This is a genomic window from Paenibacillus sp. GCM10027629, from assembly GCF_042676425.1.
Lineage (GTDB): Bacteria > Bacillota > Bacilli > Paenibacillales > Paenibacillaceae > Paenibacillus_K > Paenibacillus_K terrigena.
Genome location: NZ_JBHTGZ010000009.1, coordinates 1,290,437 through 1,311,768, shown reverse-complemented (window position 1 = coordinate 1,311,768; position 21,332 = coordinate 1,290,437). Strand labels below are relative to the sequence as shown.

Sequence of the window (21,332 nt, the reverse complement as noted above, 5' to 3'; positions counted from 1 at the left end):
AAGGGCTTTTTGTGATGAACGCGTAAATACCTCGCTGACCAACCACCTAAAAAATGGTAGAATATCTTAAAGGGAGGGGAGGTCGGTTGAAGGTAAAGCGGACAGCACTGGGTGGGTTGACCATTGTTCTAATTTTGGGAAGCTGGATATTCAATATTCTTTATTTTCAACAGTTGCATTTGAAGGAGCCGCTATTTTTCAAATATCATATGATCGTGAATATGAACCATGGTAAAACAATCTATATTAACTTTCTCGAAAATAAGAATGAAGGCAAGAAAGTTACAGGTATACAATTCGTAGATTTCCCGCAGATCCGTTTTCAAATCTACCCAGATCAATCATATACGCATCACATGATGATGAAGGCAACTGCTGATTTGCAATGGAATGATGATGAGCTCCGTGGGAAATTGCCGGCGACGATCAACGAATTGTTCGTGTACTACAATGAGGGTCCGCCTGCCATGGTACCGATTGGCGAGATTCGGATTGTGGAGGATAAAGAGTCAGATGTTGTTGATTTTCTAGGTTCAAGTGGATCTTCAGATGGGTCGGGTACTTACACGATACGCACGACGCGGAAGGTTAAGCTTGAAAAAGTGGATTTTGCTGGTAATGAGCGATTGAAGGCTTGGTTGGATCTGAAATTAGCGGCTGTACCGATCAAAGATTTGAAATTGCCGATGAACATTGAGAAAGGTGAAGTACTACCATTGCAATATCAATGGTCTGTCCCGGATGCTGAGCATGCTGCCGATGAAATATTCCAATCCAAGATTCAAATTCATTTCCGAACGCTAGACGGTCGTGTAGTTATAGAAAGTGTGCCCATAAGCCAATACTTACGTCTAACCAATGCCCAGGTGCGTCATTTGGTTCGAACCGGGGGTGAGCTCGAATGAAACCAGAAATATACCGTGCGTATAGACGGTTAGGCTGGGGATTTGTCTTTGAAGTGATTGATTTTCGAGCGTTTTATTTTGACGTATTGCCGGATTTCGTAGGGTATATCATGATCGCAACCGCACTTTCTCAACTAAGTTCATTGCATACCGTATTTATTAAGGCGAAATGGGTCGCGATTGGAATGATTTTCGTAACGCTTCCGCATGTTCTCATGGCATCTAGCGTTACATTCTCGAATTTTGGTTCCTTACCGCTCTATCTGCACATCTATTCAGAAGCTTTATTAGGATGCCATGTTCTGATTGTTTTCTGGATCTGTCAGGGGTTCGAGGCTATCGCGAGAGCCGAAAGGCAAACAAATTTACATATGACAGTTATAACTCGAAGGAATCTGTATATGGTCTTGGCCATCGCACAGCTTATCTTTTATCCGTTCTTATTGAATGTCGAAGAGAGCTGGATCAACTTGCTACTTATCTTCGGTGTATTGCAAATGATCATGGAAGTGCTGTTTATTCGGCTACCGTTTCGGTTCTCACAGATAAAAATTAAGCAAATAGACTTGCGTGTGTAGGAGGGATAGATTGAGATGGAGATGAAGGAGCAAGTAACGATGCGAACCGAACAAGAAATGTTCGATCTGATTCTCGGCGTCGCGAAGCGCGATGACCGTATACGTGCGGTATATATGAACGGTTCGAGGACGAACCCGAATGCTCCGAGAGATATTTTTCAAGATTACGATATTGTGTATGTCGTGACAGAGACCTCTTCATTTATTCAAGATGAATCGTGGATTCAAGTATTCGGAGATCTGTTGATGATTCAGGAGCCAGATAAGATGGATCAGGCTTCTGGAATTCCGATGAATTTCGATCGATCCTATACGTATCTCATGCTCTTCACGGATGGAAATCGGATCGACCTACATATCGAGACACATGAATCGATGCTGGAAGGATATGTAAGCGATAAACTGACGGTTGCATTGTTAGACAAGGATAACTGCCTACCATCGATTCCAGCGCCAACAGATGAAGATTATCACGTACATAAGCCGACAGAAGTTCAATTTCTCAATTGCTGCAATGAATTTTGGTGGTGTCTGCAGAACGTAGCCAAGGGAATATGGCGGGACGAAATGCCCTATGCAAGATCTATGTATGAACACACGTCAAAAGCCATGTTGGATCGCATGGTAACTTGGTGGGTCGGTTCAGAGCATGAATTCGGTGTTTCAACGGGGAAAATGGGGAAATACTTCAAAACCTATCTACCATCACCGTATTGGGAGAAATACGAATCGACTTATGCGGATCGCGAGCATGAGAAGTTCTGGGACGCGGTCTTTGCGGCCTGTGAGCTGTTCAGGATGCTCGCAGTTGAAGTCGCTGAGGACGGCGGATATACCTATATTATGAGAGACGATGAGAACATGCTGAGTTATCTGCGACAAGTAAGAGGTTTGCCGCATGATGCAATAGGAATTTATTAATGGTGATGTAGGCTGCAGGAAGAATGAGAGGAGACAGCATATGTTGAACTATCAAACGATACTATTTGACCTAGACGGTACATTGACGGACCCGAAGCTAGGCATTACGAAATCTGTACAATATGCCCTTCGCAAATTCGATATCCACGTCGAGAATTTAGATGAATTAGTGCCGTTTATCGGTCCACCACTTGCGAATTCATTTCAGGAAGTCTATCATTTCGATGAGGAACAAGCGAAGCAAGCGGTAGATGATTACCGGGAATATTTCAAGGATAAGGGAATCTATGAGAACGATGTCTATCCGGGGATCCGAGATTTACTTACAATGCTACGAGAGCAGGGGAGAAGGCTGATTGTAGCCACTTCTAAGCCAACGGTGTTTGCGAAACGGGTCGTAGCTCATTTTGAACTCGATATGTACTTTGATGACGTCTGTGGAAGCAACTTGGATGGTACGATGTCCGACAAAGCAGAGATCATCCAATCGATTCTTGACCGATATCAAGTAGAGAAAGACCGTGTGATTATGATTGGTGATCGTAAACATGACATCATTGGTGCACACAAAAATGATATTGCATCCATTGGGATTGAATACGGGTATGGCAGCAGTGAAGAAATCGCAAAAATCAAGCCAACTTTTATTACGAAGACGGTTCATGAACTGATTCAATTATTTTCACATGAATAGCAAAAAAAAGAGGAGCACTTAACACTCCTCTTCTTACGAATTACATATGGGAAATCACCTTGTCGATGATGCCGTATTCCAATGCTTCCTCGGCGGACATGAAATGATCACGGTCCATATCTTTCTCAATTCGCTCCAAAGATTGGCCTGTATGCTTCTGCGTAATCTCGTTCAGTTGTTGACGCGTCTTCAAGATCCTTTTGGCAGTAATTTCGATATCTGACGCTTGGCCCTGCGCCCCGCCACTAGGCTGATGAATCATGATCTCGCTATTCGGGAGAGCGAAGCGTTTGCCAGCGGTTCCAGCCAACAGCAGAATGGCGCCGAAGGAAGCAGCGAACCCTGTACAAATGGTGTGAACAGGTGCCTTGATATATTGCATCGTATCGTAGATTGCAAATCCTGCTGTTGTGGAACCGCCAGGACTGTTAATATACAGGGAGATGTCTTTATCTGGATCTTCTGCGGAGAGGAAGAGCATCTGCGCGACAATGCTGTTCGCGACTTGATCATCTATGGCGGAACCTAGGAAAATGATTCGATCCTTCAATAATCGGGAATAAATATCGTAGGATCTCTCGCCCAAGCGAGTCTGTTCCACGACATAAGGGATATAGTTACTCATCTTCATACCTCCAAGGGGTTCGTTATGGTCATTCTTCTGGTAAACGAATCAGTGAAGGCATAGGATACGGAAGTTATTCCATTTGGGGTAAATACAACTTTATTTATGAGCCGCGTATCTTATGAAGAGAACCATTCGTTTGCTTCATAAGGGGAATGTTGTTTATTGAGCAAAGGAGGTTGTGAAATGGTCTATATCGAACCTATGCAAGTAGAGAAGGTGTATCATCAAGATCGTGTGGATCAGCTGCAGGTTGTACTTCGCCGTTACTGTCTTTCCATAACGAATTCCTGGGATGATGCAGAAGATTTGGTACAAGATACATGGGTTAAAGCTTTAAGTGCCAGTCCAGGACTGACACATCTGAACCCGGAAGCATTACTGCTTCGGATTGCGAAGAATACATGGATCGATCAGATGCGGAGAAGAACCCACCTGAACCGAATCATGGAGCAGTTACAACTAGAGCCCATGTTGTACCCAGATCACGGCCGGCTGGAAGTAGAGGCTGCTTTTCATCACCTGATGAAGCATTTATCGCCGCGCCAACGAACAGTGTTCCTACTAAGGGATGTGCTCGGGTATTCCATCGCGGAAGCATCTAAGATCATGAAGACATCCGAAGGAGCTATAAAAGCAGCACTTCATCGTGCTCGCCAAACACTAGCGGATATTCAAGAAGAGAAGAATATCGATTCGGCTGTTACCGAAGATCATATCGCCAAAGAACAAATTGAGCGACTCGCGAGCACCTATCTAGACGGAGATATTAGCACATTAATTCAACTGATTCAGAAGAACAATATGGAATCTGTTGCGATGATTGGTCTGATTCAGAATAAAATGCTGCAAAGATCGAGCACGGTTCAGGCCGGCAGATCGAAGTCCTATACCAATATGATGATGGCGGCTTAATTTTACATTGGGAGAGCGAAAATGTTTACGAAAGGGGACGGTTGTTTTCCGCATACGTACGTCCCTTTTTATTGTCTAGAGAAAGTCTTGTCATAGAATGCAAACTGATTCAGCATGGAGGGAACAAGGTGGCACGATCAGCACAGAAAGTCCCTTTCGGTTATGAACCTCCGGTTCTAACACGGAAAGGGACGTTAATTTACTACGATGCATTTGAGCATGCGACAGATCTTGATCTGGAACTTGCTGCTGCGTATGCTTCTACTCACGATTTTAAGGAACTGGTAATGTACCCACTCCATGAAGAGACGGTAAGACGGATGACGAAGGAGCCGGTGAGCGCCTTCTACAAACGCTTAGATCGTCTCGTGGATTGGCAGCAGCATCATTCAGGAATTCCAGCGAAGATCGAACAATTCGATGGTAAACGGAAGAAGTATACGCCAATCGATTCTGCCTTACGTCATCTCAGCGATCAATATGCTGCACCCTATTTCTTATATCTCACGCCTGAGGTAGCCAATCAATTTGCATCCTACGATTCCTTCGAATCTTGGATTGTGAAGCTGCGTCTTGTCTTAACGGAGGAACCTCAGAGGATGCATCCGAGGCTCGCACAGTATCAGCATCGTTGGTCGATCCGAGCATGACCAATTACAATCGAGTAAGGGGCCGCTTTGCTGGCCCTTCCATCACCTCACCATCGATCGAGAAACGTGATCCATGACAAGGACAATCCCAGCTTAAATCTCCTGCATTCCATTCCACTTCACACCCCATGTGGGTACAAGTTGTATCCACCATATGCAATACCCCTTGCGCATCGCGATAAGCGCCTGCTCTTTGACCATCCACGGTGACCACATCGCCTTCGCCCACTTCTAAATCCTCAGGTTTCTTACGTACCATCTCCAACTTGCCGGCAATGAGATGTTTTGCCACATCCGCATTTTGCACGACGAACGTTTTAATATCGGGATCGGCATGGAACCGAGACGGCGTATACAGCGCTTGATACGGATTGTCACGCCCAAGTATGGTATCCCGCAGCAGAAGGGCTGCTAGGGTCCCTTGGGTCATGCCCCATTTCCGATACCCTGTCGCCACATAGACGTTCTGAACACCAGATGAAATCTGCCCAATGTAAGGGATTTTGTCCAATGTAACGAGATCTTGTGTGGACCAACGATAAGGAATGTCTTCGACTTTGAACTGCTCCATCGCAAAGGTCTGCAGTGCTTCGTAATGCCGAATCGTACATACACCTTGACCCGTCTTATGCCCTTCACCACCTACCAACAAGAGGGTATCGCCATTCGCCATCGTGGTACTGCGTATGGATCGCGTTGGATCCTCAGCGCGAATATACATCCCTCCAGGGTATGCCTCCGAACTCTTTACCCCAAGCACATAGGAGCGCTCCGCATGCATTCTTGAGAAATAAAACCCCATGCCGTCATAGAACGGGAAATGTGAACAAGACACGGCGTGACGACATGTGACATGATGCCCATCGCGGGTAACGAGTTTTGGTTCAGGTTCATTCTCAACGGTCGTAACAGTGGTGTGCTCATAAATTTTCCCGCCTAATTTCATGAACATCCGGACAAGTGCATATAGATAATGTAAAGGGTGGAATTGAGCCTGATTGCGCATGACGAGTGCTTGCTTCATGGATAGTGAGAGGGGCATCGATTGGACAAGTTCGCCATGAATGCCGAGCTGCTCGTAAGCCTTCATTTCAAGCTCTAATTTCCGCAAATATTGCTCATCGTTAGTGTAAATATAAGCATCTTGATCTATTAATCCACAATCGATGGACTGTTCTTGGACAAGCTCTTTGATAAACTGTATCGCTTCTTGATTCGCATGATAGTAATACTGTGCCTTCTCCAGGCCCACATGCTGAATCAACTCGTGATAAATCAGGTCATGTTGTGCGGTAACTTTGGCTGTCGTGTGCCCCGTGGTGCCCTTTAGGAGCTCTCCAGCTTCGAGGAGTACGACGTTCAATCCCTCTTTGGCTAACAACAATGCGGTCGTAATGCCGGAAATTCCACCTCCGACGACGGCTGCATCCGCTTGGATATCCTCTTTTAATGCGGGGAATGTCATTGGTTCCGAAGAAGCAATCCAGTAAGAATCAGGGTATTGCGGGAACGCATCAGTTGTCTTCATGGGTATCCTCCTACTTCGATGTTCTCGCTGAATTTTTCCCATTTCGCACCAAAAAAATGTATGGACATCCCAAATAATGACATCAAGAATTCGTGAATACGAGCCCAGTTGGTTCGATTCCGCTTAGGTCGACAAATAAACAAGTATTCCTCACAGACCGTTTGACATGCTTTTTACGCTCAAATGTGTACAATCTAACCTATATTGAAGCAGGTTTACTTCATCACTTATAAGGAAGAGGTGTAATCATGCGTAGATTAATTAATCATCCATTATTTGTATATGTATTATGTTTGACGTTGCTTTTGACAGTAGGTATGGATTTCCTCGCATCCACAAAAGCAGCGGGTTTAAATCCAAGTGACCTTAATTCTCATTCGGAATCAACTTCCGTTATGGAAGAGGCCTCCATACTAGGTCCCATGGTTCCTGTTCATCTAAGCGCATCAAAATCTGTATCGAAAGAATTGAGTCGGGTAACAACCCTGTCTATAAGCAAGCCGTCTCAGAAAAACAAGGTAACTGCCGCGAAACCATCTTTTGATCGTTATGAAGTTACTGCAACTTACCTCAATGTACGAGCGAACCCTTATGCAACATCCAAGAAAATCGATACAAAAAAGAAAGGGACCGTCCTGCAGGTGGAGAGCAAAACACCAAATGGCTGGCTTCAGCTGAAAGGCGGCGGTTATGTGCATGGTGGTTATGCGCAGCATATGCCTGAAATTGATCCAGATCGCAAATTTCCAGATGTCGTGACCATGACGAAGCGTCCTGCACGAACCATTCCCACACCTACACCTGTAGTGACGGAGCCAATGAAGCCGACATCATCCATCCAATCAGACTCCGGGTTATCGGAGGAACATATTGCGCAGTTATTCAAAGGTACGGCGCTGGCGGGTCATGAGCTCGAAGAAGCGGTCTTAGAGATCGAAGAAGAGTATGGAATCAATGCTTATTTTACAATTGCCGTGATGAAGCTGGAGAGTGGCAATGGCAAGAGTAAGCTTGCGAAGACGAAAAATAATTTGTTCGGCTTAAATGCGACGGGCGGTTCGAATAAAAATGCATTTCATTTCAAATCCAAAGGTGCAAGTGTGGAGAAGTTCGGTCAGCTGCTATCCAAAAATTATGTGAAGAAAGGCTATACAACCGTTGAGAAGGTCGCGTCGAAATATTGTCCTGTCAATCCGAAGTGGCCGAGTCTGGTCAAAGGTATTATGAAAAGTGACTATAAGAAGCTATAATTGACATAGATCGTTGTAAGAAATGAAGTACATAAGAGCATGAATTTAGGCGAAAAAAGATAACGAAATAGGGTTGACTTTGACGTTGCGTAAAGGTGTAACCTGAGGGTGTCAGGAGGCGAACATGTGGAATATACAGTCCAGAAACTAGGCAAACTCGCAGGGATCAGCACTCGAACGCTTCGATACTACGATGAGATTGAACTCCTTAAGCCGGCAAAGGTCAATTCGTCAGGTTATCGAATTTATGGTCAGAAGGAAGTCGACCGATTGCAGCAGATCTTATTCTATAGAGAACTCGGAATGAGTCTGGATCGTATTAAAGAGATCGTCACTTCTCCCAGCTTCAATGGGGCCATCGCGCTTCGAGAGCATCGAGAACAACTCCTTGACAGAAGACGGCAATTGGATGCGTTAATTGCGAATGTAGACAAATCGATTGCCTATAACGAAGGGAGAATTACGATGACAGACCGTGAGAAATTCGAAGGTTTTAAGCAGAAAATGATCGATGAGAATGAGCACAAATATGGGGCTGAAATCCGGTCGAAATACGGAGATGATACAGTCAACAAATCGAATGAGAAACTGAAAAATATGTCGCAAGAGCAGCATGATGAAGTCACGCGCCTTGCTAATGAAGTGATTGCTGTATTAGGCGAGGCCATCCAGACTGGGGATCCAGCAAGTGATGTTGCGCAGCGTGCGGCGGACTTGCACAAGCAGTGGCTTACCTATTATTGGAGCGAGTATAGCAAAGAGGCTCATGCGGGTGTCGCACAAATGTATGTTGATGACGAGCGTTTCCGTGCATATTATGATAACCATTACCCTGGGGCTGCGGAGTTTTTGCGTGATGCCATCCATATTTACACAGGACAACAGTCCTAATCAACGAAGTTCAAGAAAGCTTCTTCCCGTGATGGAAGGAGCTTTTTCTTTTGGAAGCATAGCAGAATTCATGTTTTCTTAATGATTGAAAATAAGCTATTGTCAATGGCACGCCACGTGTGTTAATATCTTCCTTGTTATGATAATGATTATCACTATCAATATAATATGTGGGGGAGACATACATAATGAATGCACAGTTTCGCAAATGGGGTTTATTGACGGGGGCTTTGTTACTAGCACTCGCTGTTGGTTGCAGCAGTAAAGAGAAGACAGCAGAAGCAGGACAAGAGACGACTACACAAGTTGCAACAGAGGAGAAAGCAGCAGCTCCTGCGTCAGCTTATACCGTAGACGAGACCAAAGCTTCAGAATTACAAGCACAATTCGGGGATTCAGCGCCGAATAAAGTGGTTGTGGCTTCCGTTGCGATCTCGGAAATTCTGAACGAATTAGGCGTTATGCCGGTCGGCGTTCCAACATCAACGCTAGAGTTACCCGCAGCATTCAAGGATTTGCCTCGGATCGGATCCGCGCTCAAACCGGATGTCGAGCAAGTAACGAAGCTGCAGCCGGATGTCATTCTAGGGCCAGAATCGATTAAGACAAGTCTTGATAAGCAATTTAAGCCTGCGAATTTGAATACAGCTTATCTGCCAGCCGATTCACTGGAAGAGTTGAAGCTAACAACGGTCGTTCTCAGCCGCATTTTTAAGAAAGAAGATCAAGCAAATGCGTTCCTTGTGAAGCTCGCTGAACAAGAGAAATCAAGTGTAGAGCAAGCAAGTGGAAAGACACAGCCGAAGATCATGATTCTATTCGGCTCTGCAGAATCGTTCATGATGATGAATGAGAATACATTCGCAGGAAGTATTGCGAAGAAATTAGGAGCATCCAATGTGGTGTCCGATGTACTGAAATCCGAAGAAACTTATATATCTCTAAATATGGAAAATGTCGTCGCGGCGAACCCTGACGTGATTCTATTGGTTGCACACGGCGATGCCAATACAGCAGTGAAGAAGTTCGAAGAAGATGTGAAGAAGAACGGTGCGTGGGATAAATTGAACGCATTTAAGAATGACAAAGTCAAAGCGCTGGATTATAACTTGTTCGGCGTAGCGTCAGTCGTCAAAGCGTCGGATGCCTATCAACAGATGCTAAGCATTCTGTACTCATAAGGACGTAGCTCTTGGGTTCGTGGAATAGGGGGAAGACAAGTGCTCGTACATAAAAAGGCAACCAAGTTAACGATAAGCTTGACGTTCGTCCTACTCATCTTAGCCATTATCGTATCGATGGGGCTTGGCAGCGTTCAATTCTCACCTGAAGAAATTATTAAAGCACTCTTCGGCCATGGCGGCGAAGTATCGGATACCATCCTGTGGGATATTCGAATTCCTCGTGTCATGCTCGCAGCAGTGATTGGCATTAATTTAGCATTATCAGGCGCGATGCTGCAGGCTGTTATGAATAATCCGCTCGCGGACCCGGGATTAACAGGGGTATCCAGCGGTGCATCCGTAGCTGTATTATTTATCTTGCTGGTCGTACCGCAATTCTCATCGTTCATCCCTTTCGCAGCGATCATTGGCGGCAGCTTGTCAGCGCTGATGGTCTATGCGCTTGCATGGAAGAAGAGGGGGATCACACCAATACGGGTTATCCTTGCTGGGGTTGCTGTCAATTCTGTCTTCGGCGGCATTATCGGATTGTTATCACTCCTTTATAGCGATAAGCTGCCTGGAGCCTTGCAATGGTTGAATGGGAGCATGTCGGGCAAAGGTATGGGAGATCTGCGCGTGATGTTGCCGTACTCGGTCATTGGCTGGATCGTTGCGTTATTTTGTATCCGGCAAGCGAATATATTACGTCTCGGGGAGCAAGTTGCCTTGAATCTAGGCGAAAGCCTGAATCGCGTTCGTATTCTTCTCTCTTTCGTCGCTGTCTACTTAGCGGCGGTATCGGTATCAACGGTTGGGATGATTGGCTTCGTTGGACTCGTTGTTCCACATATGGCACGAATGCTGGTTGGATCCGATTACAAACATCTGATTCCGATGAGTATTGGACTTGGCGCACTGGTATTGCTTGTTGCGGATACGATTGGTAGAACGTTCTTCGCTCCACTCGATATTCCTGCGGGCATTGTCATGGCTGTTGTTGGTGGGCCGTACTTTCTATATCTGATGAGGAAAGGTGATGTATAGCATGCTGGAAGCTACCTCGCTATCCATAAGTTATGATGGGAATCGTATTGTGAAAGACGTCTCTCTTCATGTCACTGAAGGAGAAATCGTCTCGATCATTGGCCCGAATGGATCTGGTAAATCGACGTTGCTCAAGGGGATGTCTCGTCTGATCCCATGCGAGAGCGGTCGTGTATGTATCGCAGGTCAAGAGCTGAGTGCGATGCGCAGCAAGCAAATTTCGCAGATGATGTGCATCTTATGCCAATCCAATCAGACGCCGGCTGATATGACGGTGGAAGAACTTGTCTCTTACGGCAGAACACCGCATAAGAATTGGTTCGAGCGATTGACGCGGGAAGATCATGAGATCATCGATTGGGCGATAGAACAGACAGGGATGACTTCGTATCGGAAACGCCTAGTCGTATCCTTGTCAGGAGGCGAGGCGCAGCGAGCATGGATCGCTATGGCTTTGGCTCAGCGTCCTAAGGTATTGCTGCTCGATGAACCGACAACATACTTAGATATTGCGCATCAGCTTGAAGTCTTAGAGTTGGTGAGATCGCTGAATAAAGAGCTTGGCATTACCGTTATCATGGTCCTGCATGATCTGAATCAGGCAAGTACGTATAGTGATAAAATTTGTGTCATTCGGAGTGGCGTCGTGGAGTTGGTCGGTAAACCGTCCGAAGTCTTAACACATGAGATGATTCGCAATGTATACGGCGTCGAGGCAGAAGTAGAATTCACACCGAATTCGACCTCGCCGCGCATTCATCCAATTCGTAGAGCAGTTGCTAATGCAGGCTAATTTTGAGGAGGAATATCAGATGAAGACAATGGATATTGGAACAATGAAGCAGAAATATGTTGATTTTACGAGCAGTCGCAAGACATTAGTGATTAGCAGCTTGGATGAACAGGGTATGCCATTCATTAGCTATGCGCCCTTCGTGAAGCTTAATGACAAGCTGTACATTTATATTAGCCGTATCTCTGATCATTATCGCTATGTGGAGAGCAATGACCGCGTTCATGTCATGATGATTGCGGACGAGAGTGAGACGCAGAATGTATTTGCTCGCGAGCGTGCACGTTGGTCTTGCTCGACTGCGAATCTTGGCAATGAGGGTCATGAAGAAATTTTCGAATTATTTAACACTTCGTTCGGCGAGAAAATGATGACGATGCTTCGTGGATTGGATTTCTCCTTATTCGAATTGACGCCAATCGGAGGCCGATTTGTTGTCGGGTTTGGTCAAGCATTCGATGTGAACCTGTCAGGTGATAAATTCGAGCACGTCGTGGTTGATAAGAAAGATAAATAAGGAATTTGAAGGAGGTAAACTCGACCATGTCCTATGAATTCGTTCGTCCCGTATGGAGAACCGTCCGTGATCGGTTCCAGAAATCGATGTCCACTTTGAAATCTGAAGAGTTGTCGCTGAAACTCTCGGATGACTCATCATCCATTGGTTTTATGGTTCGGCATAATGCTGAAGTAGAGTATATGTTCGCGGAGTGGTTCTTCCAGAAGCAAGCTCCGGAAGGTCTGATCTATCTGACCAATGGTCATTCGACAGATGATTCTGCATTTGCGGATCTAGCGTCGTTGCTCGCGTTCTCGGAAGCTTCGGATAACTATTTAACTTCCGCGATGGAAGAGCTTCCTGCAGAGGCATGGGATCAGCCGGTCACTACACCGATGGGTGTGTCTACGCCGCGTGAAGCGTTGGGACGCGTTCTTTATCACGCGGGACTGCACGCAGGTCAGATTTCTTTAATCCGCAAATGTGCCGGGCAAGCTAGTCGAGTTTAATACATAACAGGGAGCACCTTAGAAGGTGCTTCTTTTTTTGTTGATGCAGGAAATATTTTGCTAAAAAATGGAGGTATTTACCTGATGTTGTCGAATACAACAGGATTGAACTTTGATCATTCTGTTTGAAAGGAAGCTCTCTACGATGTCAAAACTATTTCAAGTATCGCTATTTGTGCCGGGGGTTCTACTCATTGTCCTTCTTTTTTCGATGTTGCCAGTTGTTTTTCAGGCTGATCCTGTGAATGGCGCGCTGCACTTTCAATGGATGAATGGCTTCACGAAGATCGGGGAGTATATTGATGGCATTTGGACCGGGCAATCCTTCCGCTATTACGCTGGGATCAATGAACTATCGTTCTGGGAGCAGATTGGTTACGGCATTAAAGTTACATCCTTTTATATGGTTCTCGGTGCAGTCATGGGCATGACGGTTGGTATCTTGCTTGGCGTCTATTTCGCCGTTTCACGTGCGGAATGGTTCAAGCGTCTCCTGGAGTTGACGGGCGCAATGCCAGACTTCATTATCGTGATCGTCCTGCAATTCATCATCGTACTCGTCGCGATGGAGACGGGCTTGGTCATTGCCAAGGTCGCAAGCTTCAATGATAATGAACCTGCCATCCTACTTCCGCTGCTATCAACAATCATTATTCCTGCGAACTACATGATCCGTAATGTTGCGCTTCATATGAAGCATACGTTTACGGAGGATTATATCAATTTCGCGAAATCGCGAGGACTGCGGAAGGGGTATATCATTTTCCGCCATGCCCTACCCAATGTATTGCCCTTCATCAAAGCGGATTTGCATAAATTTATGGGGATCTTGTTCGGCAACCTGTTTATATTCGAATATTTGTACAATTTGCACGGGGTTACACTGCTTGTATTCACCAATGCGTTTGGTATGAATAGCTATCAGTATAGTCTGGTCGTCAACGGCATTCTGACGTTCTTGTTACTCTACGCGATCGTATATCTGCTGCTAAGGCTTATGATTCTAGGGTGGGAGAAGGTGTTGACACGATGAATCGAGCATTGATTGCAGGTCTCATCATTACCCTTGTCATGATTGCTGCTTCCTTCTTCGGACAATACCTAGCACCGCATCATGTGGAGGATCAGGTTGCAGTCCATTATGTTGTCGATGCGAATGGACAAGGCACATTAGTCGTACCGCCGATCTCTCCGAATGCTGAGTACCCATTTGGAACGGATAAGGCAGGAACGGATCTGATGGCGAAATTAATCGCTGGGTCCAAATACACGATTATTGTATCTCTCGCTGTTGCATTTGCTCGTATCTTCATCGGTGGGATTGTCGGTCTGCTCCTTGGTTATTTCGGTAAAGAAAAGAAGTCTCGTGCGAAACGACTGCCCCTATGGAATGTATTAAATGGGATTCCTATGTTCATCATCGTATGGATGGTCATGATCGGCATTTCGATCAATCCGGTGGTTTCCCCTGTCTATTTGTCGATCATACTCGCCGTCGTCATGACGATCGTCGGAATTCCGTCCGTCGCCTCGACGATTAAAGATAAAACGATGGTTATCCGGGAGAAGCAATTCATTATCTCGGCGAGATCGATCGGTGCAGGCCCCCTGACCATCATTCGAACGCATATTTTCCCACATATGAAGGAAAGCTTCATTATTTTGTTCGTACAAGAGATTATTCTGATTTTGGGATTGCTCGGACAATTGGCTATTTTCAATGTATTCGTAGGCGGTACGACGATGTACTTTGATCCCATTGAATATGTGAGCCGAACGAATGAATGGACTGGGCTAATCGGCCAAGCAAGGAATTTTTTGTTAATCTACCAATGGATCTTAGTTATTCCGCTTGTTGCTTACATCGTGTTTATTTTTGGCTTCCATCTCATTTCCGTCGGACTGGAGTCCATCTACAAAGAGAAATACTCCAAAGTATCTCATATTTAATTCTTCCGTGTTCGTCTCATGATTTGCTCGAGATTGTGACATAATAGCTATATGTAGAAGGGCTGAAGATCAGCATGTAAGGTGCTGCTGCAGTCCTTTTATTGTTCTTCAAGGAAATGATTCAAGCTTGGGGAATATTTGCTTAATGAGAAGGAGTATTCGATCTCATGCTTCAAAGTGAACTCGAAGAATGTTTAATCCGATGCATAACAGATTACCAAGCAAACATTTACCGTCTCGCATATAGCTATGTTCGGAATACCGAGGATGCCCTTGATATTGTCCAAGAATCGATACATAGAGCCTTAGTATCCGCCGAATCGCTGAAAAATCCCGATGCAATCAAAAATTGGTTCTTCCGCATTGTTGTTAATTTGTCGCTTGATTTCTTAAGGAAGCACAAAAGGATTCGAATTGTAGACGATGAAACTCTGGAATCGTATAGTTCGGGCACTGCAGATGTCTATCCAGATCTTGACCTGAAGCGAGCATTAGAGGAGTTGCCTATGAAGTATCGCAGCATCGTAATCCTTCGATATTTCGAAGACATGAAGATTGAAGAAGTTGCAGAAGTCCTGCAAGAGAACGTGAATACGATTAAGACGCGTCTCTATCAAGCGCTCCGCATTCTTCGAATCCAACTGAATGACGACAGTTCTGAGGAGGTACAATAGATGGACAATCCGATCGAACAATTAAAGAAATGGTATCAAGACATTCCAGTACCTGAGGAACTAGAACGTGTTGTTGAACAGGCAATCAAGCGTCGTAAGGGAAAGGCATCAGCCTCGAAATGATGGGGTGGCTTGTCGGAGAATCTAGTCACGTCCTGCTTCATAGATTCTGTAAGCGACGGACCGCGGGTCGGTCTTGGCTGTCGAGAAGTGGTCGCCAACGCCTTGAATATAGCGGAATAATCCAAGCCGACTCGACATGTGTGGATGCCAACCGTAGGAACCGTCAGCTTGTGGGGAGATCGCTGTATCTTCTGTCAGATTGACATAACTTCTTGGAATCGTTAGGTTGTAGAACTTCTTCAGATCTAGCCTCTCAAAAAGCGGTCCTGCGGGCTCAGACGGTGTTTGCTGATACATATGGGAAGCGAACTCGAAGCTTGCGGTGTTAGCGAAGTTCTCACGAAAGACAGGGAAAGGGAGCTTGATTGTATCATCAGGTGAACTTTTGCGTAATTGTATGAACGTTTCACGGACAGCAGGTGGGAGTTCTTCAGCGGCACTCTCTCCGTCCTTGAGCACGAATGCGTTCCAGAAGACCATTCTGCGAATGCGATCCGGTATTTGCTCAGCCACCTTCTGAACCACAGTCCCCCCGAAGCTGTGACCAACGAGGATAATATTGTGAAGGTTGTGAGACACAATGTAATCGACAACAGATTGCGTAATCATCGCATGCGTCACTGCTTTGTTCGGATCTGCACCATGTCCAGCGTATTCCGGTACATACACTATATGTCCTAATTGCCGGAGCTCAGCTGCGATTTCATCCCAGAAGCTTGTATCAGCCCATGAACCATGAATGAGGACGAAAGTCAATGGCTTGGGTTGTATAGCATAAGTGGGACTTTCGATATATGGCCAAGGATTGGAATATCGAACGTAGGGAAAGGGTACAAACATTTGTAATCAATTCCTTTCAGCGTATAGGCTCTTCTATATGTTTCTACGATATGCCCAGAGCGCCCAATTGGTTAATCTGAATGGATATTAAAAAATTGAAACGATCTGGAGTTCATCCACGTACTAGAAAAATACATGTCAACCCATGTGGATCAGAATGAGGGGATTGAGCGATGGTGGATGAACAAAGGACGACTCGAATGGAAACGAGTGAAGAATTACAACAAGAACTTAAAGGGATAACCAAATGGGAACAGGAGCAGCGTGATTTATGGATCTGGGATCGAATCGCTCGCTTTCCTTTCAAAATATTAGATCGACTTACACCGAAGTTCATTCATGAAAAAATTGGCAAGGCACTCGACGAGCTTGGCGGATATGTTCAAGACGGTGGTAAATATCTCGTATCTAGTGGGCAAATCAATCAGAAATTACGAGAAAAAGGCGACTTCCCGAATAGTATTGCTGTTGATCAATTACCGTTATCGATCATGGATGCCGTAGCCGTTGATCTATCCAACAGCCGGAGTAAACTTGCGACCTTGCAAGGCGCAACGACAGGCATTGGAGGAATATTCACCCTCGCAATCGATATACCGGCGATCCTAGGATTATCCTTGAAGGTGATTCAAGAAATTGGACTATGTTACGGGTTCGATCCGAATACGCAGCAAGAACGGGTCTTTACGGTGAAGGTCATGCAATTCACATCGTCAGATATTGTCGGTAAACGCGCCATTCTGGACGATTTGAATGCTGAGACGGCTTCGGAGTATAAGGATTCTGAAGCGGGTAATGCAACCTTGTCCCGTATTGAAGGCTGGCGCGAAGTGATGACAGTCTATCGGGATAACTGGGGTTGGAAGAAGTTGTTTCAGATGATACCAATTGCAGGAATGGTGTTCGGCGCTTGGATTAATCGCGGCATGATGCAAGATGTAGCAGATGCAGCACATAAGTTATATCGGAAGCGGAGAATCCAGATTAGGCTTGCGGAATTAAAAAATCGTCACGCTTAGCAAGGCTTGTTATTGGAAAATAGAGTAGAGTAATAGGGGCATACTTCGGTATGACTCCTATTTTTATTTGTGTAAGAAGCATTGGACAGGGCATGCTCTATCTTCTGAGGCATATAATATATCGATTTACGATGAAAATGGGAGGTAGCGCGTAATGAACACCCAAATTCAGCTTCAGATTACGGGGATGACCTGTGCGGCCTGTTCGGCTAGGATCGAACGAACGCTTCGCAAGCTGCCAGGTGTCGATACCGTCTCCGTGAATTTACCATTCGGACAGGCCCATGTTGAGCTCGACTCGAAGGTGATTCAGGTTCATCAGATTACCGAGAAGATCCAGCAGATCGGTTATGGTGTGAAAGAGGAACTTGAAGATGCACATACGCACGCTAGCAACGAAATTCGATTTTACAGGAATAGATTCGTTGCATCGGCTTTGATGTCAATGCCATTATTCTGGGTCATGTTTAGTCATTTTACTTGGATGCCGGGCATTGAGGTGCCGGCGTTCATCGCCTCACCTTGGACTCAGCTGCTTATCGGGACGATCCTGCAATTCCTCATCGGATTCCCTTTCTATTACGGAGCATACAAAGCATTGATTCAGCGATCTGCGAACATGGACGTCCTCGTTGCGCTTAGCACGTCGATGGCATATCTTTATAGCCATTATCTCATTTTTAATGCGATGCATACCCAGGAGATGCACCATACCCATTATTACTTCGATACAAGTGCGATGATCTTTACCGCCGTGTTGCTCGGGAAATGGCTCGAATCTATCGCGAAAGGGAAAGCGCTCAAAGGAATGAGCCACATGCAATCGCTGCAAGCACAGATGATTCGTCTTCTTGATGGTACACAAGAGAGATGGATACCCGTAGAGGATTTAAGCATTGGAGCGACCGTGATCGTCTATCCTGGAGAAGTCGTCTCTGTCGATGGGAAGCTGATTCGAGGACTGACGGAGGTGGATGAATCTTTCTTGACAGGGGAGAGTAAGCTAGTCCAGAAATCTATGGGTGATATGGTGTACAACGGCTCAAAGAATGTTTCTGGCGTCATTCATATTCGAACTGCTGTAGACAATGCTAATTCACAGTTGTCCAGGATGATTCAGCTCGTGGAACAGGCACAACATAGTAAACCGCTCGTTCAGCGTCAGGTGGATCGATTGGCTGCATTATTTGTTCCGGCGATGATTCTGTGCGGAGCCATTACCTTTCTGATATGGAACTATATGATCTTGCCAGGGAATCCTGAGATGGCATGGCATCACGCGATGGCAGTATTATTGGTCTCCTGCCCTTGTGCCCTTGGATTAGCAACACCGATATCCATTCTGATTACATCGAGTTTGTCAGCAAGGCGAGGAATTTTGTTCAAGGAAGGCAAGTATATTGAGAGCCTCTACCGAATGGATTGCTTCCTGCTCGATAAGACAGGGACACTCACGGAAGGCAAACCCAGTGTTCAAGCGATTGATGCTCCAGGTCAATCCGAGAATTATATTCTCCGCATTGCAGCTGCCTTGGAGCGGTGTTCCGCACATCCGTTGGCTCAATCCATTGTCACAGCTGCTGAGAAGAAACAGTTATTGTTGCCTGAAGCTTCAGCCGTGACGGAGATTGCAAGCCAAGGCATTATGGGGTGTGTTGAAGGCATACAGCTTCATATTGGAAAAGAATCATGGCTGCAGTCGATGGATATCTCAGTCCCAGGTGCATTGAAGCCGCGGGTGAAACATGCAGGGGAGACTCGACTTCATGTCGCATTGCATGGCGTATGGAAGGCGACGATCTATTTATCTGACCCGATCCGACCTTCTTCATCGGAAGGGATTGCACTTTTGAAGAAGCACGGTACCGTGATGATGGTGACCGGAGATGAGCAAGCTGTAGCGGCTGATGTTGCTGAACGTACAGGGATTGAATACGTATATGCTGGCATGCTCCCTGCTGACAAGTTACACCTTGTGAGTCGTCTGCAGTCGGAAGGGCGTAGAGTTGCGATGATCGGAGATGGCGTGAATGATACGGCGGCACTCACCGCTGCGGATATTGGTATCGCGATGGACTCAGGGACGCGAACGGCGATCGAAGCCGGGGATGTTGTTCTGCTGAGAGGGGATCTCACCCATGTTCCAGCTGCAATTCAACTAAGTCGAAATGCCATGCGCAATATTCGCCAGAATCTCGGATATTCACTAGCCTACAATATGATCACGATTCCAATGGCAGCCGCGGGTTTCCTGGAGCCAATGACGGCTTGTGTGCTTATGGCATTTAGTTCAGTGACGGTTGTCTGCAATGCGCTTCGACTGATGAAGCAGCTCAAGAATTGAGAAGAATTAGGATCATTGTTTATACTAAATTGAGAATCGAGTGAGAATGAACAGCTCGTGTATAAACCTCTCCAAAACCGCAATGCTAGTAAAGAGGGAGGTGAATATCACATGGCTAAAGACGTACTATGCGAAGTGAATAACTGCAAATTCTGGGCGAACGGCAACAAATGCAACGCGACTTCTATCTATGTCGTAAGTAACCGCGGTTCAAATGCTAGAAATTCGGAAGAGACCGATTGTAAAACGTTCGAATCAAAAATCTAATGTAAATGGGGTAGCGTCGGAAATGATCCGGACTACCCCATTTACACGTTATAGAGGGGATTACCTTCTGGAAGCCACAGTCTGTGAACTCGTAAGATAAATAGGATTCTACTCCATTGTTACATATCGGATAAATCCATACACTTTGATACACATTATAGAACGTAATGAGATGTGCACTGGAGGTAAGCAATCATGGGGCCATATGGACTTATGACGGTAATTGTTCTATTTTCTCGATTAATTTCACCTGACAGTTTCGTTGTGGAATGGAATGGAGAGACGCTGGCAACCGTTCATCGAACGGATTATGCGCTGCCTCAGCCGGGTATTCCGCTGATCAATGAGAAGAAGTTCCAGAAGTTCCTCGATAATATAGGCGACAAAGTGTATCTTGCACCCGTAAATGCGGGTCTAGATGATCTTGGGAGGATCACTCCGGAACAAATGGGGAGAAAGTTAGATCGGCGTTTGCTCATGGAACAATTTTATCGATATATGTATGAAGGGGGTTCTTCCAAGATCGAAGTCCCACAGCGCCCCTCGTTTCCTAAGGTCGATCGGGAGCTTCTCTCCATCATCCGAGAGAAACAAATTGGTCAATACATAACGTATTTCAACCCGAGGAATAGGAATCGTTCCCAGAATATTGTCCTGGCGGCGCGTGCAGTGAATAATCAAGTTTTGTTTCCAGGAGAGAAGTTCTCCTTTAATCAAGTCGTCGGTATACGGACCGAGTCGAAGGGATATCAACGTGCGCATGTTATCGTCAAAGGGGAGATCGCAGAAGGCGTTGGGGGTGGAATTTGCCAAATTTCTTCCACGTTGTTCAATGCGGTTGATCGCGCAGGGCTGCGTATCATTGAGCGCTATTCTCATAGCCGAAATGTCCCCTATGTGCCCCCTGGTCGAGATGCGACGGTTAGTTGGGGAGGTCCGGATCTGGTGTTCCAGAATAAGTACAACCAGCCCATATTTATTCGAGCATTGGTCCATGGCGGACAAATTCAAGTTCTAATCTATTCGTCTGAAGGGGTTAATTACAAGTCCCGCGGTGTGCCGAGCGCCTCGGAACAGCTGCCGGAAGAGATTTTCTCAGATTCGTATCAATTAGATATACAACAGTTTAATACAGGAGGTTAGATCA

The 21,332-nt window shown here is 45.7% G+C and carries 24 protein-coding genes; 21 read left to right on the top strand and 3 right to left on the bottom strand.

Annotated elements, in window-relative coordinates; genetic code table 11:
• Window positions 1-86 precede the first annotated feature (86 nt).
• From ACFQZR_RS15450 to ACFQZR_RS15435, 4 genes are read left to right on the top strand one after another with little or no spacing between them, the layout of a single operon-like run.
• A complete protein-coding gene (locus ACFQZR_RS15450; RefSeq protein ID WP_379347329.1) occupies window positions 87-905 on the top strand; it encodes a hypothetical protein in 819 nt (272 codons plus the stop codon).
• On the top strand, window positions 902-1,483 hold the full coding sequence (locus ACFQZR_RS15445; RefSeq protein WP_379347327.1) for a hypothetical protein: 582 nt from the start codon (window positions 902-904) through the stop codon (window positions 1,481-1,483). Before ACFQZR_RS15450 ends, ACFQZR_RS15445 begins: the two co-directional genes overlap by 4 nt.
• A 39-nt stretch (window positions 1,484-1,522) precedes the next feature.
• On the top strand, window positions 1,523-2,404 hold the full coding sequence (locus ACFQZR_RS15440; protein WP_379348863.1) for an aminoglycoside 6-adenylyltransferase: 882 nt from the start codon (window positions 1,523-1,525) through the stop codon (window positions 2,402-2,404).
• A 40-nt stretch (window positions 2,405-2,444) separates the two neighbouring features.
• Complete coding sequence (locus ACFQZR_RS15435; RefSeq protein WP_379347325.1) at window positions 2,445-3,098, top strand: HAD family hydrolase; 654 nt, start codon at window positions 2,445-2,447, stop codon at window positions 3,096-3,098.
• 40 nt (window positions 3,099-3,138) lie between these two features.
• Here the strand turns inward: ACFQZR_RS15435 and clpP are convergent, their stop codons facing one another.
• Window positions 3,139-3,723, bottom strand: a complete 585-nt coding sequence (gene clpP / locus ACFQZR_RS15430; RefSeq protein WP_379347323.1) for an ATP-dependent Clp endopeptidase proteolytic subunit ClpP — start codon at window positions 3,721-3,723, stop codon at window positions 3,139-3,141.
• Window positions 3,724-3,909: 186 nt separating this feature from the next.
• On the opposite strand from clpP, the gene ACFQZR_RS15425 reads away from it, so the two are divergent.
• Window positions 3,910-4,638: an RNA polymerase sigma factor gene (locus ACFQZR_RS15425; RefSeq protein WP_379347321.1), complete on the top strand. Its 729-nt coding sequence runs from the start codon at window positions 3,910-3,912 to the stop codon at window positions 4,636-4,638.
• Window positions 4,639-4,766: 128 nt separating this feature from the next.
• Window positions 4,767-5,288 (top strand): hypothetical protein, encoded by a 522-nt coding sequence (locus tag ACFQZR_RS15420; protein ID WP_379347319.1) that lies wholly within the window; start codon window positions 4,767-4,769, stop codon window positions 5,286-5,288.
• Window positions 5,289-5,292: 4 nt separating this feature from the next.
• Here the strand turns inward: ACFQZR_RS15420 and ACFQZR_RS15415 are convergent, their stop codons facing one another.
• Window positions 5,293-6,816, bottom strand: a complete 1,524-nt coding sequence (locus ACFQZR_RS15415; RefSeq protein WP_379347317.1) for an FAD-dependent oxidoreductase — start codon at window positions 6,814-6,816, stop codon at window positions 5,293-5,295.
• A gap of 248 nt (window positions 6,817-7,064) precedes the next feature.
• Between ACFQZR_RS15415 and ACFQZR_RS15410 the strand changes: the two genes are divergently transcribed.
• The 11 genes from ACFQZR_RS15410 to ACFQZR_RS15360 all read left to right on the top strand — a co-directional run bounded on the left by ACFQZR_RS15410 (window position 7,065) and on the right by ACFQZR_RS15360 (window position 15,715).
• Window positions 7,065-8,066: a glucosaminidase domain-containing protein gene (locus ACFQZR_RS15410; RefSeq protein WP_379347315.1), complete on the top strand. Its 1,002-nt coding sequence runs from the start codon at window positions 7,065-7,067 to the stop codon at window positions 8,064-8,066.
• 126 nt (window positions 8,067-8,192) lie between these two features.
• Window positions 8,193-8,957, top strand: a complete 765-nt coding sequence (locus tag ACFQZR_RS15405) for a MerR family transcriptional regulator (protein ID WP_379347312.1) — start codon at window positions 8,193-8,195, stop codon at window positions 8,955-8,957.
• Window positions 8,958-9,145: 188 nt separating this feature from the next.
• Window positions 9,146-10,138 carry a helical backbone metal receptor gene (locus tag ACFQZR_RS15400; RefSeq protein WP_379347310.1) on the top strand — a complete coding sequence of 331 codons (993 nt, stop codon included), beginning with the start codon at window positions 9,146-9,148 and terminating at the stop codon, window positions 10,136-10,138.
• A 39-nt stretch (window positions 10,139-10,177) separates the two neighbouring features.
• Window positions 10,178-11,167: a FecCD family ABC transporter permease gene (locus ACFQZR_RS15395; RefSeq protein WP_379347308.1), complete on the top strand. Its 990-nt coding sequence runs from the start codon at window positions 10,178-10,180 to the stop codon at window positions 11,165-11,167.
• 1 nt (window position 11,168) lies between these two features.
• Window positions 11,169-11,960, top strand: coding sequence for an ABC transporter ATP-binding protein (locus ACFQZR_RS15390; protein WP_379348861.1), 792 nt, complete (start codon window positions 11,169-11,171; stop codon window positions 11,958-11,960).
• A 19-nt stretch (window positions 11,961-11,979) separates the two neighbouring features.
• A complete protein-coding gene (locus ACFQZR_RS15385) occupies window positions 11,980-12,477 on the top strand; it encodes a HugZ family pyridoxamine 5'-phosphate oxidase (protein WP_379347306.1) in 498 nt (165 codons plus the stop codon).
• A 26-nt stretch (window positions 12,478-12,503) separates the two neighbouring features.
• The gene (locus ACFQZR_RS15380; RefSeq protein WP_379347304.1) at window positions 12,504-12,968 is read left to right on the top strand and encodes a DinB family protein; all 465 of its coding nucleotides are present in this window, start codon (window positions 12,504-12,506) and stop codon (window positions 12,966-12,968) included.
• 145 nt (window positions 12,969-13,113) lie between these two features.
• The gene (locus ACFQZR_RS15375) at window positions 13,114-14,001 is read left to right on the top strand and encodes an ABC transporter permease subunit (RefSeq protein ID WP_379347302.1); all 888 of its coding nucleotides are present in this window, start codon (window positions 13,114-13,116) and stop codon (window positions 13,999-14,001) included.
• Complete coding sequence (locus tag ACFQZR_RS15370) at window positions 13,998-14,918, top strand: ABC transporter permease (protein WP_379347300.1); 921 nt, start codon at window positions 13,998-14,000, stop codon at window positions 14,916-14,918. The genes ACFQZR_RS15375 and ACFQZR_RS15370 overlap by 4 nt, the downstream gene beginning before the upstream one ends.
• Window positions 14,919-15,085: 167 nt before the next feature.
• On the top strand, window positions 15,086-15,592 hold the full coding sequence (locus ACFQZR_RS15365; protein ID WP_379347298.1) for an RNA polymerase sigma factor SigV: 507 nt from the start codon (window positions 15,086-15,088) through the stop codon (window positions 15,590-15,592).
• Complete coding sequence (locus ACFQZR_RS15360) at window positions 15,593-15,715, top strand: hypothetical protein (protein ID WP_379347296.1); 123 nt, start codon at window positions 15,593-15,595, stop codon at window positions 15,713-15,715.
• A gap of 21 nt (window positions 15,716-15,736) precedes the next feature.
• On the opposite strand, the gene ACFQZR_RS15355 is transcribed toward ACFQZR_RS15360, so the two are convergent.
• Window positions 15,737-16,471 carry an alpha/beta hydrolase gene (locus ACFQZR_RS15355; protein WP_379347294.1) on the bottom strand — a complete coding sequence of 245 codons (735 nt, stop codon included), beginning with the start codon at window positions 16,469-16,471 and terminating at the stop codon, window positions 15,737-15,739.
• A 257-nt stretch (window positions 16,472-16,728) separates the two neighbouring features.
• Here ACFQZR_RS15355 and ACFQZR_RS15350 point away from each other — a divergent pair, with 257 nt between their 5' ends.
• The 4 genes from ACFQZR_RS15350 to ACFQZR_RS15335 all read left to right on the top strand — a co-directional run bounded on the left by ACFQZR_RS15350 (window position 16,729) and on the right by ACFQZR_RS15335 (window position 21,328).
• Window positions 16,729-17,574 carry an EcsC family protein gene (locus ACFQZR_RS15350; RefSeq protein WP_379347292.1) on the top strand — a complete coding sequence of 282 codons (846 nt, stop codon included), beginning with the start codon at window positions 16,729-16,731 and terminating at the stop codon, window positions 17,572-17,574.
• 154 nt (window positions 17,575-17,728) lie between these two features.
• On the top strand, window positions 17,729-19,918 hold the full coding sequence (locus ACFQZR_RS15345; RefSeq protein ID WP_379347290.1) for a heavy metal translocating P-type ATPase: 2,190 nt from the start codon (window positions 17,729-17,731) through the stop codon (window positions 19,916-19,918).
• Between the two features lie 111 nt (window positions 19,919-20,029).
• Window positions 20,030-20,185, top strand: coding sequence for a DUF1540 domain-containing protein (locus ACFQZR_RS15340; RefSeq protein WP_018758211.1), 156 nt, complete (start codon window positions 20,030-20,032; stop codon window positions 20,183-20,185).
• A gap of 195 nt (window positions 20,186-20,380) precedes the next feature.
• The gene (locus tag ACFQZR_RS15335) at window positions 20,381-21,328 is read left to right on the top strand and encodes a VanW family protein (RefSeq protein WP_379347288.1); all 948 of its coding nucleotides are present in this window, start codon (window positions 20,381-20,383) and stop codon (window positions 21,326-21,328) included.
• Window positions 21,329-21,332 lie beyond the last annotated feature (4 nt).

Excerpts from the sequence above, each read along its gene's own strand:
- ACFQZR_RS15445 (WP_379347327.1), top strand. The coding sequence starts at position 902 with ATGAAACCAGAAATATACCGTGCGTATAGACGGTTAGGCTGGGGATTT.
- ACFQZR_RS15440 (WP_379348863.1), top strand. The coding sequence starts at position 1,523 with ATGCGAACCGAACAAGAAATGTTCGATCTGATTCTCGGCGTCGCGAAG.
- ACFQZR_RS15435 (WP_379347325.1), top strand. The coding sequence starts at position 2,445 with ATGTTGAACTATCAAACGATACTATTTGACCTAGACGGTACATTGACG.
- clpP (WP_379347323.1), bottom strand. The coding sequence starts at position 3,723 with ATGAGTAACTATATCCCTTATGTCGTGGAACAGACTCGCTTGGGCGAG.
- ACFQZR_RS15425 (WP_379347321.1), top strand. The coding sequence starts at position 3,910 with ATGGTCTATATCGAACCTATGCAAGTAGAGAAGGTGTATCATCAAGAT.
- ACFQZR_RS15415 (WP_379347317.1), bottom strand. The coding sequence starts at position 6,816 with ATGAAGACAACTGATGCGTTCCCGCAATACCCTGATTCTTACTGGATT.
- ACFQZR_RS15410 (WP_379347315.1), top strand. The coding sequence starts at position 7,065 with ATGCGTAGATTAATTAATCATCCATTATTTGTATATGTATTATGTTTG.
- ACFQZR_RS15400 (WP_379347310.1), top strand. The coding sequence starts at position 9,146 with ATGAATGCACAGTTTCGCAAATGGGGTTTATTGACGGGGGCTTTGTTA.
- ACFQZR_RS15390 (WP_379348861.1), top strand. The coding sequence starts at position 11,169 with ATGCTGGAAGCTACCTCGCTATCCATAAGTTATGATGGGAATCGTATT.
- ACFQZR_RS15385 (WP_379347306.1), top strand. The coding sequence starts at position 11,980 with ATGAAGACAATGGATATTGGAACAATGAAGCAGAAATATGTTGATTTT.
- ACFQZR_RS15380 (WP_379347304.1), top strand. The coding sequence starts at position 12,504 with ATGTCCTATGAATTCGTTCGTCCCGTATGGAGAACCGTCCGTGATCGG.
- ACFQZR_RS15375 (WP_379347302.1), top strand. The coding sequence starts at position 13,114 with ATGTCAAAACTATTTCAAGTATCGCTATTTGTGCCGGGGGTTCTACTC.
- ACFQZR_RS15370 (WP_379347300.1), top strand. The coding sequence starts at position 13,998 with ATGAATCGAGCATTGATTGCAGGTCTCATCATTACCCTTGTCATGATT.
- ACFQZR_RS15365 (WP_379347298.1), top strand. The coding sequence starts at position 15,086 with ATGCTTCAAAGTGAACTCGAAGAATGTTTAATCCGATGCATAACAGAT.
- ACFQZR_RS15360 (WP_379347296.1), top strand. The coding sequence starts at position 15,593 with ATGGACAATCCGATCGAACAATTAAAGAAATGGTATCAAGACATTCCA.
- ACFQZR_RS15350 (WP_379347292.1), top strand. The coding sequence starts at position 16,729 with ATGGTGGATGAACAAAGGACGACTCGAATGGAAACGAGTGAAGAATTA.
- ACFQZR_RS15345 (WP_379347290.1), top strand. The coding sequence starts at position 17,729 with ATGAACACCCAAATTCAGCTTCAGATTACGGGGATGACCTGTGCGGCC.
- ACFQZR_RS15340 (WP_018758211.1), top strand. The coding sequence starts at position 20,030 with ATGGCTAAAGACGTACTATGCGAAGTGAATAACTGCAAATTCTGGGCG.
- ACFQZR_RS15335 (WP_379347288.1), top strand. The coding sequence starts at position 20,381 with ATGGGGCCATATGGACTTATGACGGTAATTGTTCTATTTTCTCGATTA.